The sequence below is a fragment of the Mesorhizobium sp. P3_A9 genome, from assembly GCF_056402975.1.
The window spans coordinates 1-14,240 of record NZ_JBFUGJ010000147.1 but is presented as its reverse complement, the minus strand read 5'-3'; the positions used below and the strand labels follow the sequence as shown (position 1 = coordinate 14,240).

Below are 14,240 nucleotides of genomic sequence, written 5' to 3'. Positions count from 1 at the left end.
CTCTTGAARATGGGCGGRTACGGCTTCCTGCGSTTCTCSYTGCCGATGTTYCCGCTSGCMTCSGARATGTTCGCGCCGCTGGTSTTCACSCTYTCCGTCGTCGCCATCATCTACACCTCGCTGGTGGCGCTGATGCAGGAGGACATGAAGAAGCTGATCGCCTATTCGTCGGTCGCCCATATGGGTTTCGTCACCATGGGTATCTTCGCCATGAACCAGGAAGGCGTGCAGGGCGCGATCTTCCAGATGCTSASSCACGGCCTTGTCTCSGGCGCGCTGTTCCTGTGCGTCGGCGTCATCTACGACCGCATGCACACGCGTGAAATCGATGCCTATGGCGGCCTGGTCAACAACATGCCGAAATACGCCACCGTGTTCCTGATCTTCACCATGGCCAATGTCGGCCTGCCGGGCACATCCGGCTTCATCGGCGAGTTCCTGACCATGCTCGGCGTGTTCCGGGTCAACACCTGGGTGGCGTTCTTCGCCGCCACCGGCGTCATCCTCTCGGCGGCCTATGCGCTCTGGCTCTACCGCCGGGTTATCTTCGGCGCGCTGACCAAGGACAGCCTGAAGGGGCTGCTCGATCTGTCGACGCGCGAGAAGGTGATCATCTACCCGCTGGTCGTGCTGGTCATCTTCTTCGGCGTCTATCCCGCTCCCGTCTTCGACGCGACGGCCCAATCGGTCAAGTCGCTCGTCACCAATGTCACCGCATCCATCGGCGCCGCGCAGACCGCGGCGGCGAACTGACCAGAGGTTTTGCGAACCATGACGCCGGACCTTCTCTCCAGCCTGTCGCTCTCGACGCCCGAGCTGATCCTTGCCATCGGCGCGCTCGCGCTGCTGATGGTCGGCGCCTATTCGCGCGCCAACACCGCCAACTTCGTTACGGGCCTTGCGGTGGCCGTGCTGGTGGTCGCCGGCTTCTGGCTGATCTTCCAGACCGGGCAGGGCAGTGCCTATGGCAACGCCTTCATCCAGGATTCCTTCTCCCACTTCATGAAAGTGCTGGCGTTGGTCGGCTCGGCGGTGACGCTGGTCATGTCGATGCGCTTTGCCAAGGCGGAGCGTTTCGACAAATTCGAATATCCGGTGCTGATCCTGCTGTGCACGCTGGGCATGATGCTGATGATCTCGGCCAACAGCATGATCGGGCTCTATCTCGGCCTCGAACTGCAGTCGCTGGCGATCTATGTGCTTTGCGCGATCAACCGCGACAATCTGCGTTCGACCGAAGCAGGCCTGAAATACTTCGTCCTCGGCGCGCTGTCGTCGGGCATGCTGCTGTATGGCATCAGCCTGGTATACGGTTACACCGGCAACACCGGCTTCCAGGAGATCGCCTCGGCACTCGGCAGCGGCGAGCGTCAGCTCGGGCTGGTTTTCGGCCTCGTCTTCGTGCTGGCCGGACTTGCCTTCAAGATCTCGGCGGTGCCATTCCACATGTGGACGCCCGACGTTTATGAAGGCGCCCCGACGCCGGTAACCGCCTTCCTGGCGGCAGCCCCCAAGATGGCGGCGATGGCGCTKMTSGTGCGCGTCACMATGGGYGCTTTCAAGCCGATCGCYKCSGACTGGCAGCAGATCATCGTCTTCATCTCGATCGCCTCGATGGCGCTCGGCGCCTTCGCCGCGATCGGCCAGACCAACATCAAGCGCCTGATGGCCTATTCCTCGATCGGCCATATGGGCTACGCGCTGGTCGGACTTGCCGCAAACAGCCAGGCCGGCGTGCGTGGTGTCGCCATCTACATGCTGATCTATCTGGTGATGACGCTCGGCACCTTCGCGTTCATCCTCGCCATGCGGCGCAAGGAAGGCAATGTCGAGCAGATCAGCGATCTGGCCGGGCTGTCCTCGACCAATCCGATCATGGCGACGATCCTGACCATCCTGATGTTCTCGCTGGCCGGCATTCCGCCGCTCGCCGGCTTCTGGGGGAAGTGGTACGTCTTCCTCGCCGCCATCAACGCGCATCTCTATGCGCTGGCGATCATCGGCGTGCTGGCCTCCGTGGTGGGCGCSTATTAYTAYCTGCGCATCATCAAGATCATGTGGTTCGAYGARCCGGTCGGCGGCTTCGTGCCGATGGCSASSGAACTGCGTGTCGTGCTCGGCGTCWGYGGCGCCTTCGTGCTGTTCTATGTGCTGATCGGCGGACCGATCGGCACCTATGCCGAAGCCGCCGCCAAGACATTTTTCTAGACGGGATGGCATTTCGGCTGGCCCCAACCTCGGCGTCGGAAGGGTTCCGGCTCGAGGCCCATGACAGCGTCGGCTCCACCAACACGGTGGCGCTGGACCACGCAAGGGCAGGCGACCCGGGCAGGCTGTGGGTCGTTTCCAAGAAGCAGGAAAGCGGGCGTGGCCGGCGTGGCYGTGCCTGGGTATCGCCGGAAGGCAATCTGGCGGCGACCTTGCTCGTCATCACCGGCGGCGAGCTTCGCCTTGCCGCGACGCTCGGTTTCGTTGCCGGCCTGTCGCTTGCCGACGCGCTCGACGCCGTGGTGCCGAAGGGCCGGATATCAATCGGCCTCGATGGCGCCAGCCAGGGGCATAACCGCTTCGAGCTGAAATGGCCGAACGACGTGCTTGCGTCCGGTGCGAAGCTCGCCGGCATCCTGCTGGAGTCGGCGATACTGGATGGTGGCCGCTTCGCGGTCGCCGTCGGCATCGGCGTCAATGTGGTGGCGCATCCACCGGATTTGCCGTATCCCGCGACATCGCTGCAAGCTCTGGGAGCGACATGCGACGCGGAAACGCTGTTCCTTGCGCTCTCGGATGCCTGGAGCGAGAATGCCCGCCTGTGGGACGAAGGGCGCGGTTTGGCCGCCGTCAGGCGGCGCTGGCTGGCGCGCGCGGCGGGGCTTGGCGGCGAGGTTGCTGTCAGAATTGACGGTAATGTGGTGCGTGGGGTGTTCGAGACCATTGACGAAGACTGTCGTTTCGTGATCCGCGACGATGAGGGGTCTGTTGTGACGATCGCAGCCGGCGACGTGCATTTCGGCGCGGTGGCGTCGGCTCGGGTTTAGGGCGGTTCATTGTTCGATATGAACAATGACGGCTATAACTGTTTGTTTCTGCGCAATTCCTGTGGGAAAGCCGGTACACGCTTTTCCTGGAGTTGCTTCAACGGCTTGGCCTGAGGGCCAGGAAGGGAAAAATCATGGCGAAAGCCGAAAACGCTGAACTCGTCTTCGTGCCGCTTGGCGGCGTGGGCGAGATCGGCATGAACTTCGCCCTCTACGGCTACGGCCCGCCGAGCGCACGCGAATGGATCGTCATCGATGTCGGCGTCACCTTTCCAGATGCCAGCCTGCCCGGCGTCGATCTGGTGCTGCCCGATACGCGCTTCATCGAGGAAAACCTCGCCAATCTGCGCGGCATCATCATCACCCACGCGCATGAAGACCATTATGGCGCGTTGCTCGACACCTGGCCGAAGCTGAAAGCACCGGTCTGGATGACGCCGTTCAGCGCCGGCTTGCTGGACGCCAAGCGGCAGGGCGAGCAGGGGGCACCGAAGATCCCGGTGACGATCTACCGGGCCGGCGAAAAATTCACCGTCGGTCCCTTCGAGATCGAAGCCATTCCGGTGGCGCACTCGATCCCCGAGCCGATGTCGCTGGCCATCACCACGCCGGCCGGCACCGTCATCCATACCGGCGACTGGAAGATCGATCCGGAACCGACGATCGGACCCAAGACCGACGAGGCGCGGTTCCGCGCCTATGGCGACAAGGGCGTTCTGGCGCTGATCTGCGATTCGACCAATGCGCTSMGSGAAGGCGAATCGCCKTCGGAAGTGGCGGTTGGCGAGGGGCTGAAGGGCGTCATTCAGAGTGCTGTCGGCCGTGTTGCCGTCACCACCTTCTCCTCCAATGTCGGGCGTATCGTCTCCATCGCCAGGGCGGCACGCGATGCCGGCCGCCAGTGCCTGGTGCTTGGCCGCTCGCTGAAGCGGGTCATCGATGTGGCCGATGAGCTCGGCTACATGGACGGCCTGCCGGAGTTCATCGCCGAGGAGGATTTCGGCTTCATCCCGCGCGAAAACTTGGTCATCATCTGCACGGGCAGCCAGGGCGAGCCGCTGGCCGCACTGGCGAAACTATCGCGTGACGAGATGAAATCGGTATCGCTGACGGCGGGTGACACGGTGGTGTTTTCCTCGCGCACCATTCCCGGCAATGAGAAGGCGATCCTCGAGATCAAGAACCGYCTCATCGATCTCGGCRTCAAGATCATCGAGGACGGCGATGCGCTGGTGCATGTCTCCGGCCATCCCCGCCGCAGCGAGTTGCGCAAGATGTATGAGTGGGTGCGCCCGCAGATCGGCGTTCCCGTGCATGGCGAGGCGGCGCATCTGGTGGCGCAGGGCTCGCTGATGTCGACCTCCGGCATCGGCCAGGTGGCGCAGGTGCGCGACGGCGACATGCTGAGGCTTGCTCCCGGTCCCGCCACCATCATCGACCAGGTGCCGTTCGGCCGCATCTACAAGGACGGCAGGCTGATCGGTWCCGACCAGGCGATGGGCATTCGCGATCGGCGCAARTTGTCCTTTGCCGGCCATGTCGCGGTCAATGTCGTGCTCGACGACAAGTATGAACTGGCTGGCGACCCCGATCTGGTCGCCATCGGCGTCGCCGAGGCCGATGCCAGCGGCGAGACGCTTGAGGATTTGATGATCGATGCGGCCGTCGGCGCGGTCGATTCGATTCCCCGCCAGCGGCGAAAGGACCTCGACCTGGTTCAGGAAGCGGTGCGTCGCGCGGTGCGCGGCGCCGCCAACGAAGCCTGGGGCAAGAAGCCACTGGTGACGGTTTTCGTCACCAGGTGAGGACGACAGCGGTTCGCTACACGTTCAGCTGATAGCTGACCGGAAGCCAGCGAAAAGAACCGTTCGCCGATTCGATGTAGCCCAGGCCTGGAAATGGCATGTGGTGGCCGGCGACCAGCAGGCGCTGTTCCGCGGCCATCTTCAGCAGGCGCTTGCGGGTCTCGACGGCCTGTTCTTTGTCGTCATCGAAGTCCGCATGCCATTCGGGATGCTGGATGGACACGACATAGTGCAGGAAGGCGTCCGACCAGATCAGCAATTGCTGGCCGCCGCTTTCGACGAGAAATGCCAGCAGGCCGGGGGAATGGCCTGACGCATCGATGGCGGTAATGCCCGGCAGCACCTCATCTCCAGGCGCTATGAATGTTGCCCGGTCGGCCAGCCCGGTGCAAATCTGCCTGAACAGGTCACGGTTGGCCAATCTGGCCTCGCGAACCGCTGTTCCCTCGGTCCAGAAGGCGAATTCCGCCGCGCCGAATACATAGCGTGCCCGGCTGAAAACCGGTTCGCCATTTCTGACAAGCCCGCCGATGTGATCCGGATGGCCGTGCGTGATGACCACCACGCCAATGTCATCAGGCCCGAGCCCAAGGTCTTGCAAACAGTCAAGAAGTGAACTGCCTTCATCTCCGCATCCGGTGTCGAACAGGATCTTTTCGGAACCGGTGTCGATCAGTGTCGGGATGAAACAATGTTCGTACCGATCCGGGTCGATGAAGTTCGAGACCGCGAGTTCGAGCACCGAATCTGGCGACTGTCCGGCTGCGAAGGACGATGCAAGGTTGTCGCGAACATCGACGGCGTCGAGCAAGGCGGCAATCTTGAATGACCCGAGATCGAAGGTGAAAACGCGGGCGCGGGCAGGGCGGATATCGGACATTACTGCTTGTACTTTGCGGTTTCCGATTGGAATAGCCTGGATCGCGATTTGGAAGCTGAGGCCGAAGTGCGACAGTGCGCGCCTGGTGAATGGCTGTTGATCTCAGCCGATTTGACGTATGASGCGAGCCATTGGACAGAAGAGAGACAGCTCGCACATGCTCGGACGGCTGAACCATGTCGCGCTTGCCGTGCCGGATCTGGCTGCTGCTATTGCCGCTTACCGCAACACTCTGGGCGCCGAAGTGACGGAGCCGCAGGCGTTGCCGGAGCATGGTGTCACGGTGGTGTTCGTCAATGTAGGCAACACCAAGATCGAATTGCTGGAGCCGTTGGGTGAGGGCTCGCCGATCGCCGCGTTCCTGGCGAAGAACCCSTCSGGCGGCATGCATCATSTSTGCTACGARGTYGACGACATCYTGGCMGCGCGSGAYMRGCTCAAGGCCGSCGGCGCCCGCGTSCTGGGYGACGGCAAYCCCAGGATYGGCGCRCAYGGCAAGCCGGTGCTGTTCCTGCATCCSAAGGAYTTYTTCGGCACGCTGRTCGAACTGGAGCAATCATGAGCTGGGTTTCGTTCACCGCCCTGTTTTTCGCGACCTGGTGGGTGGTGCTGTTTGYCGTGCTGCCGTTCAGCGTSCGCACGCAGGATGACGATCACGACGTGACGCTGGGCACGGTTCCMAGCGCRCCGCGTGGGCCGCACATGTTGCGCGCGGTGATCCGCACCACCATCGCTACGGCGATCCTGATGGGCATTTTCTATGGCCTGACGCACGGGCTCGGATACAGCCTCAACGACATCCCGCACATCGTGCCGGATTTCGGCCAGACCCCGGCAAAATAGATTTCCGCGAGAGGGGCTCCGACGAGATCGAAGCGCTGCGGAGGGGGATCGAGATGCCGCCATTTTTGTGCCGGGCGCTAACTGACGCAAGGTCATGTAACCTGGCAATTCGCCGCGCTAACCAGATGATTGCACAAAAAAAATGCAAGGCACAAGGCCTTGCAATTAAACGCGTCCGATCTGTTTCCGTTTTCCGGCGGCAGCGAATAACCGCGCCTAGATCGCATCCTCCCAAGACTTTGACCGCGTAGGAGAGCAGATTTTTCTCCGCCCTCTCGGTTATCGCGGGACATTAGCCCAAGCCGAATGAAAATGTCACGAAGAATTTTGCCTCGAAACAGGCATTCTCGTGCTGCACTGCACAATAGTATGGCATGCTTTGCTTTCGAAACGACCACGGAGCCTTTGCGGCATGTCCTCAGTTGACGCGCGCTAAGAATTGGCGGCCAAATCCCAAGAGGTTGGGCTCTCCCGTACAGTCGGCTGACCCTATTTTGCGACGCCGGCCTCAGCCATCGCTTTCTCGACCATGCCGATCCAGCCTTCATTGGCACCCGGCAGGCGTCCTTCAGATTTCAGTCCGGTCAGCATGGCCAGCGCGGCCTTGAGATTTGCCGAGGGTTCAACGCCGGCGATTGCCAGCTTGTAGCGGCTGAAGGCGGCATCGACCGTGCGCTGTGCGTTGCCCGGATCGGCTTGCAGCTGCGCCTCGGCGATGACGAAGCCAGCCTGGTATTCCGCAGCCGCGCCGGTCTTGTCGCCCTTGCCCATCAGCACGTCGCCGATCCGGTTGTGGCCAACCGCGAGGTCACGCTGCCATTCGGCATTGTCGGGGTCGAGTTCGGCCAAATATTCCGCAATGGCCTGCGCGGAACGGCGGTCGGCGAGCGATCCATCAAGGTCGCCGGCCTCGGCGCGGGCGTCGGCGATCTTGCCCAGCGCGAGCTCGAGGTCACGCCGCCATAGCGTGTTGCCGGGGTCGCGAGCCACCAGCTTCCGCGCGATATCGACGCTGCGCTGGTAGGGTTCGAAAGCCCTGTCGTTGTGCCCGGTCAGCCGCTGCAGGTCGCCGATAGCGGTGAGGCTGACGGTGATGTCGCGCTGCAGTTCGGCGTCATCAGGCATCTTCTTCGCCAGCGCCTCGGTGATCTGCAAGGACACTTCATATTCGGCGATCGAGCCTTCGAGGTCGTTGGTAAGCCTGAGCGCCAGCCCGACCTTGGAATGGCTGACGGAGAGGTCGCGCCGAAAGCCGTCATTATCAGGCGCCTTCTCGACCAGGAATTCGGCCACCTTGAGCGCCGAACGGTAGTTCGCCAGCGCGCCGGGTCCGTCGCCCGAAACCCGCATGGCGTCGCCGATGCGGTTGAAGCAGACGGCGTAGTCGCGCAGATAGCCAAGCGTAGGCTCTTTATCGAGAATCGCCTTCATCGTGGCGAGAGCCTGCTGGTAAAGCGCGATCGCGCCGGCGGTGTCGCCCATCGCCTTCTTGACGTCGGCGACCTTGTTCTGCGCCACGGCAAGGTCGCGCTGGTGGTCGATCTTGTCGGGCTCGGCGGCCGCGCGTTTCTCAGCGGACCGGACCATCGAATAATAGGCTTTGCCGGCTTCCTGCAGATGACCGACGGTCGTTTCCAGCGTGCCGATCAGTTCCCAGGACAGTGTCTGCTGATAGCGCGCGTCGTCCGGTATCTGGAAACCTTCGACATCAGCGTAGAGCGCCACGGCCTTGCGATAGTCTTCAATGGCGAGGTCGTAACGCAACTGCGCCTGCGAAGCGCCGCCGGCTAAATAGTGCGTCGTTGCCTCGGACAGCGTACGCTCGATGAAGCGGTTTTTCAGATCGTCGCGCGACTTGCCGTCGATATCCGCCGCTTTGCCAAGCAGCGCACGTGCCTCGTCGAACGAGCCGAGTGCCAATTGCGCTTCGGCCTGTTGGCGCAGCGCCGTCACCTGCGGATCGGAGGAGGCGAAGTTGCGTAAATCGGCTCGCACCTTGATGAAAGCGTCGGCCGCTTCCTGGAGTTTCTGCTGGCGCTGCCCTGGCGCCATCGCCTTGCCATCGGAGGTGATAAGTGCGGCGTATAGCGGCGCCAGCGGCATGTCGGCGTGGGCCGCCACCGCCTCGACCTCGACGCGCAAGTCGGGCGTGACATCGGCCATGGCGAGCAGCAGACGATCGCGCTCGGGCAGGGCATCCTTGCTGGCCTGCGCGGCGAAGAAAAGCCGCGGCAAGCCGCTCTCGACATAGGGAAGCTGCTTGCCGCGCGACAGATCGTAAACCTGTTGCTGAACCAGCGTCAGCACAGAGCGTATTTCCAGCCCGTCGGTGGGCAGGAACCTGGCCAATGCGGCGGAAAACTCGGAATTGCCGGATGCGCCGTCAGACGCCGTCTGTCCGGGTGCCGCGGAGAAGGCGAACAGCACGTTTTCCGCCCGGCCCATGCGTCCAAGCCCGGGCTTGGCCTCGGCTTTAACCTCTGGCGCGATGGACACCACGCCGCGTCCTGCGTCGGAGTTGCGTTCTCCCGATTGGCCGAAAGGATCGTTGCGGCAAGCATCGAGCACCACGAGGCCGATCTTGCCGACCGCAGTCACGGTCTCACGCACCTCCTCAAGCGGAAGGGTTGTGGCCTTCAACCGGTCCAGCGAAGACGGATCAGCATCGACCGGCAGGAGACGGTTGTCGCCGGCGATCTCGACGCCATGGCCAGAGAAATAGATCAGCGCGACATCCGCGCCGGCAGCATCGTCGCGAAAGTCCTCCATCGCGCGGCGCATACGCTTCAAGTCGCGGTTGGCTTCTGTGGTGACGTCGAAGCCGAGTTTTTGCAGCGCCGATTCGATCGTGCGGCTGTCGTTCACCGCATTCTTCAGGGGACGCACGTTGCGGTACTCGTCGGCCGCTATGATGAGCGCGACCCGCCGCTCGGCGTGCGCCGCCGAGACGAAAAAGATCGCAAGGATGACTGCCAGGAAAAAACGCAATGCCCCAATCCACCCCGGTGGACAGCGTCCCACGACTTTTCGGCTCAAGCAAGCCGGCGCTATGTGGGCCGGAAACTGAGGGATTCCGGGCATGAGGGCGTCAATGTGCCGCCTTCGCCGGGTTTCCATTGTGCCTTGAAATGGCTATGAAGCCGGGTCAAGCAAGCCTGTGTCGCGCCGATTCTGGCGTGGCCGTTCTCATTCACGGACCAGTCCATGCGTTTGTCGCGCTATTTCCTGCCTATCCTCAAAGAAAATCCGCGCGAGGCCGAGATCGTCTCGCACCGGCTGATGCTGCGTGCCGGCATGATCCGCCAGCAGGGGCAGGGCAGCTTTTCCTGGCTGCCACTCGGCAAGCGGGTGCTGGACAAGGTCTGCCAGATCATTCGCGAGGAGCAGAATCGCGCCGGTGCGCAGGAAATCCTGATGCCGACCATCCAGTCGGCCGATCTGTGGCGCGAAAGCGGCCGCTATGACGACTACGGCAAGGAGATGCTGCGCATCAAGGATCGACAGGACCGCGACATGCTCTACGGTCCGACCAATGAGGAAGTGGTCACCGAAATCGTGCGTGCCTAYGTCARGTCCTACAAGGAYCTGCCGCTCAAYCTCTACCACATCCARTGGAARTTCCGYGACGAGGTGCGGCCGCGCTTYGGCGTCATGCGCTCRCGCGAATTCCTGATGAAGGACGCCTATTCCTTCGACCTCGATTTCGAAGGCGCAAGGGCTGCCTATAACAGGATGTTCGTGTCCTATCTCAGGACCTTCACGCGCATGGGCTTGCAGGCGATCCCGATGCGGGCCGATACCGGACCGATCGGCGGCGATCTCAGCCACGAATTCATCATCCTGGCCGACACCGGCGAGAGCCAGGTCTATTGCGATCGCGATTATCTGTCGCTCCAGGTGCCCGGCGAAAACACCGACTTCGCCAATGACGCCGAAATATCGGACATCGTCAAGACGTGGACGACGCCTTACGCCGCCACCGAYGAGATGCATGAYGARGCGGCGTGGGAMAAGSTCGGCGARGSGGACMRGGTCTCKGCGCGCGGCATCGARGTCGGCCACATCTTCCATTTCGGCGACAAATATTCGAAGCCCATGGGCGCCAAGGTGACCGGGCCCGACGGCAAGGATCATTTCGTCTCCGGCGGCTCCTACGGTATCGGCCCGTCACGGCTTGTCGCGGCGATCATCGAAGCCAGCCAYGACGACAACGGCATCATCTGGCCCGACGCCGTGGCGCCGTTCGACATCGGCTTGATCAACATGAAGGTGGGCGACGCCGACTGCGACCGCGTCTGCGACGAGCTTTATGCCGCCTTCGCAGCCAGCGGCAAGGATGTGCTTTACGACGACACCGACCAGCGGCCGGGCGGCAAATTCGCCACCGCCGACCTGATCGGCCTGCCCTGGCAAGTGATCGTCGGTCCGCGCGGCGTGGCCGCCGGCGAGATCGAGATCAAGAATCGCAAGACCGGCGAGCGCGAAACACTGCCGCTGGCTGACGCGAAAAAACGCTTCGGTGCGGCCGCATGAGCGAGGCGGCGGCGGCAAGATCGGCGGGCGCCGGCCCGTTCTCCATCTTCGAACGCATGGTGGCGTGGCGCTATTTGCGCTCGCGGCGCAAGGAGACGGTGATCTCGGTGATCGCCTCGATCTCCTTCCTTGGCATCATGCTGGGGGTGGCGACGCTGATCGTCGTCATGGCCGTGATGAACGGGTTTCGCGCCGAGCTTTTGACGCGCATCCTTGGCGTCAACGGSCATCTGATCGTGCAGCCGCTCGATTCGCCGCTKGAGGACTACGCCCAGGTCGCCGGCCGCATCAACGGCGTGCCCGGCGTCAAATACGCCATCCCGCTTATCGACGGCCAGGTGCTGGCGCAAGGCAATGTCGGCGGCGGCACCGGTGCGCTGGTGCGCGGCATACGCGGTGAAGATCTCGGCAAGATCGCCATCGTCGCCAGCAACATCAAACAAGGCTCGCTCGCCGATTTCGATAGCGGCGAGGGCGTCGCCATCGGCAAACGCATGGCCGAGAATCTCGGCCTCACGCTCGGCGATACCATTACGCTCATCTCACCCGATGGCGACGTGACGCCGATCGGCACAACACYGCGCATGAAAGGCTACAAGATCGCGGCGATCTTCGAAGTCGGCATGTCGGAATATGACACGTCCATCGTCTACATGCCGTTCTCCGAAGCGCAGCTCTATTTCAACATGGATGGCCGCGCGCAGACGATCGAGATCTATGTCGACAATCCCGACGATGTCGACGCGCTGAAACCGAAAGTGGAAGAGGCGGCGCAGCGGCCTATCGACATGGTCGACTGGCGCCAGCGCAACGAGACCTTCTTTTCGGCCCTGCAGGTCGAACGCAACGTCATGTTCATGATCCTGACGCTGATCGTGCTGGTGGCGGCGCTCAACATCATTTCCGGACTGATCATGCTGGTGAAGGACAAGGGGCACGACATCGCCATCCTGCGCACCATGGGCGCGACGCGCGGTGCCATCTTGCGCATCTTCCTGATGACGGGGGCGGCGATCGGCGTCACCGGAACGCTCGCCGGCGTGTTGCTTGGCGTCGTCATCTGCACCAACATCGAATCGATCCGGCAATTCTTCTCCTGGATGACCGGCAAGGTGCTGTTCAATCCGGAACTCTATTTCCTCAGCCAGCTGCCGGCAAAGATGGATCCGCGTGAGACGACCTATGTCGTCATCATGGCACTTGGACTGTCTTTCCTGGCGACGGTGTTTCCAGCATGGCGGGCGGCCCGCCTCGATCCCGTCGAAGCCTTGAGGTACGAGTAGTGGCCGAGGTCATTATCGAGCTGAAGAGTGTCGAGCGGCACTATGTGCAAGGGCCGCGCAAGCTCACCATCCTGAACGGCGCCGAYTTCTCGCTGAAGCGCGGCGAGATGGTGGCGCTGGTGGCGCCGTCGGGYACYGGCAAGTCGACGCTGCTGCACACRGCYGGCCTGCTGGAACGCCCCGACGCCGGCGACGTGATCCTGTCCGGCCGGGCCTGCGGGCGGCTGTCCGACGACGAACGCACGTCGATTCGCCGCAACGATGTCGGCTTCGTCTACCAGTTCCATCATCTGCTGCCGGAGTTTTCCGCTCTGGAAAACATCATGATGCCGCAGCTGATCAAGGGGCTGTCGCGCAAGGAAGCGGCGGAGCGCGCCGCACAGCTGCTCGACTATATGCAGATCGGCAAGCGTGCCTCGCACCGGCCGGCCGAATTGTCAGGCGGCGAGCAGCAGCGCGTCGCCATAGCGCGCGCCGTCGCCAACGCGCCGCTGGTGCTGCTRGCCGACGAGCCGACCGGCAACCTCGACCCGGTCACCGCCTCCTATGTGTTCGACGCGCTGGGCGCACTGGTCAAGCAATCGGGCCTCGCGGCACTGATCGCGACCCACAATCACGACCTGGCATCGCGCATGGATCGGCGCGTTACGCTGGCCGACGGCAAGGTCGTGCCGCTTTAGGGCATGTCGATGTTCGCTGCCGGAGTGGGTCCAACCTGGACAACCTCCAGCGAGATTTCCGCGAATATAGGTTGGCGTTCGGGGTCTGATCTCTCCGAGTGTCAATCAGCATCCCTCATTCAGGCCGTAACCCATAAACGTGAAGGGCAGAGATTGGTGGGTTTTAGCCCGCCCGCTTCTCGACTGATTAGGCGGCCAAGCGGGCAACGGGGGGTTGGCTCGGCTGCCTGTAACGCTCGATCGCTGACATAGCCTCATCGTAGCTACGGTCTGTGCCGGTCAGTAAAATGGTTATGGATACATTACCTCCGGTAAGCTTACTAACCAAACGAGCAGCTAATCCTTTGCCGGGGAAGTTGTTGGGATGGCGTAGATGTAAAACGATTCGCTTCAGCGCGTTTCGTGACCAGGTCGTTACGTCTGCTATCTCCGACCAGGGTATAGTTTTATCGGACCAAGGCGAATAGCGAATACCCGCCGCGTCGATACGCAATTGCTCCGCCGTCACGAACAATTTTGAAGTCCATTTTATCGCGGCAAACGGACCCACTATCACAGCAATCCAGCCGGCAATAAGTATTTTCCGATGAGAGTATTGGATAGTAGGGGTAGGCACAGCACCAAAGGCGCCTAACATCCACAGCCCTACGATAACAAAAGCTAATGAACCAAATGCAAGAAGTGCGCACCGCCAGCGTGACGGATACGCGACGAAACTGTCTGAGTGGGCAGCTAACATCACAACCTCATGGCAGCTAACGGGATTGTCGCACACCCGCCTTCCATCGCAGGCTATGCCCGTTTTTCGCGCGGTGGAAAATCGGTTCAACTTCAACTTTACTTGTTCGCGTGCTTGCTTGCGAATGCCGCCCGTCCTTTCCAACCCCGCGCCATCGCGGCCGACTGCTGCCGGACGGGTTCGCGGCGACGGCAAGGTGGTGCCGCTTTAGCAGGGCACGGCATACCCAGTTGATGCCCGGCTGCGAAAGGCGGCCTCCTGCGCTTCCGGTGTACCCGAAAGTACACTTCGTTCCGGTTCTCGGAGTCCACCATTCTCGACTCAGCCTGACCTAAATCTCGACGAGCCCTGGTCGGCGCTTGATGACCGGGCATTCGCCGCGTCAACCTTTCCTTAACCCTGCGGAATTGATCGCCGGCGATTCCGGAAATGCCCGGGATTG

At 62.1% G+C, this 14,240-nt stretch carries 12 protein-coding genes; 9 read left to right on the top strand and 3 right to left on the bottom strand.

Annotated features, from left to right (window positions below; genetic code table 11):
* The 4 genes from AC1DX0_RS19735 to AC1DX0_RS19720 all read left to right on the top strand — a co-directional run.
* On the top strand, window positions 1-753 hold a 753-nt coding region (locus AC1DX0_RS19735), incomplete at its 5' end, for an NADH-quinone oxidoreductase subunit M (RefSeq protein WP_477356526.1).
* Between the two features lie 18 nt (window positions 754-771).
* Window positions 772-2,208: an NADH-quinone oxidoreductase subunit NuoN gene (nuoN, locus tag AC1DX0_RS19730; RefSeq protein WP_477356524.1), complete on the top strand. Its 1,437-nt coding sequence runs from the start codon at window positions 772-774 to the stop codon at window positions 2,206-2,208.
* A 5-nt stretch (window positions 2,209-2,213) separates the two neighbouring features.
* On the top strand, window positions 2,214-3,035 hold the full coding sequence (locus tag AC1DX0_RS19725; RefSeq protein ID WP_477356522.1) for a biotin--[acetyl-CoA-carboxylase] ligase: 822 nt from the start codon (window positions 2,214-2,216) through the stop codon (window positions 3,033-3,035).
* 134 nt (window positions 3,036-3,169) lie between these two features.
* Window positions 3,170-4,840, top strand: coding sequence for a ribonuclease J (locus tag AC1DX0_RS19720; protein WP_477356520.1), 1,671 nt, complete (start codon window positions 3,170-3,172; stop codon window positions 4,838-4,840).
* A 16-nt stretch (window positions 4,841-4,856) separates the two neighbouring features.
* Here AC1DX0_RS19720 and AC1DX0_RS19715 read toward each other — a convergent pair whose 3' ends face one another.
* The gene (locus tag AC1DX0_RS19715) at window positions 4,857-5,720 is read right to left on the bottom strand and encodes an MBL fold metallo-hydrolase (protein WP_477222088.1); all 864 of its coding nucleotides are present in this window, start codon (window positions 5,718-5,720) and stop codon (window positions 4,857-4,859) included.
* A gap of 157 nt (window positions 5,721-5,877) precedes the next feature.
* On the opposite strand from AC1DX0_RS19715, the gene mce reads away from it, so the two are divergent.
* Together mce and AC1DX0_RS19705 are read left to right on the top strand one after the other, a co-directional pair.
* Window positions 5,878-6,282: a methylmalonyl-CoA epimerase gene (mce, locus tag AC1DX0_RS19710; protein ID WP_477356518.1), complete on the top strand. Its 405-nt coding sequence runs from the start codon at window positions 5,878-5,880 to the stop codon at window positions 6,280-6,282.
* Complete coding sequence (locus tag AC1DX0_RS19705) at window positions 6,279-6,563, top strand: DUF1467 family protein (protein ID WP_477356516.1); 285 nt, start codon at window positions 6,279-6,281, stop codon at window positions 6,561-6,563. Before mce ends, AC1DX0_RS19705 begins: the two co-directional genes overlap by 4 nt.
* 489 nt (window positions 6,564-7,052) lie before the next feature.
* On the opposite strand, the gene AC1DX0_RS19700 is transcribed toward AC1DX0_RS19705, so the two are convergent.
* The gene (locus AC1DX0_RS19700) at window positions 7,053-9,551 is read right to left on the bottom strand and encodes a caspase family protein (RefSeq protein WP_477222090.1); all 2,499 of its coding nucleotides are present in this window, start codon (window positions 9,549-9,551) and stop codon (window positions 7,053-7,055) included.
* A 216-nt stretch (window positions 9,552-9,767) separates the two neighbouring features.
* Here AC1DX0_RS19700 and proS point away from each other — a divergent pair, with 216 nt between their 5' ends.
* The 3 genes from proS to AC1DX0_RS19685 are packed head-to-tail and all read left to right on the top strand — an operon-like array spanning window position 9,768 to window position 13,059.
* On the top strand, window positions 9,768-11,096 hold the full coding sequence (proS, locus tag AC1DX0_RS19695; protein ID WP_477356514.1) for a proline--tRNA ligase: 1,329 nt from the start codon (window positions 9,768-9,770) through the stop codon (window positions 11,094-11,096).
* Complete coding sequence (locus tag AC1DX0_RS19690) at window positions 11,093-12,379, top strand: lipoprotein-releasing ABC transporter permease subunit (RefSeq protein ID WP_477356512.1); 1,287 nt, start codon at window positions 11,093-11,095, stop codon at window positions 12,377-12,379. The genes proS and AC1DX0_RS19690 overlap by 4 nt, the downstream gene beginning before the upstream one ends.
* Complete coding sequence (locus AC1DX0_RS19685; RefSeq protein WP_477222093.1) at window positions 12,331-13,059, top strand: ABC transporter ATP-binding protein; 729 nt, start codon at window positions 12,331-12,333, stop codon at window positions 13,057-13,059. Before AC1DX0_RS19690 ends, AC1DX0_RS19685 begins: the two co-directional genes overlap by 49 nt.
* Before the next feature lie 187 nt (window positions 13,060-13,246).
* Here AC1DX0_RS19685 and AC1DX0_RS19680 read toward each other — a convergent pair whose 3' ends face one another.
* Window positions 13,247-13,798, bottom strand: a complete 552-nt coding sequence (locus AC1DX0_RS19680; RefSeq protein ID WP_477222094.1) for an STM3941 family protein — start codon at window positions 13,796-13,798, stop codon at window positions 13,247-13,249.
* Window positions 13,799-14,240: the final 442 nt, after the last annotated feature.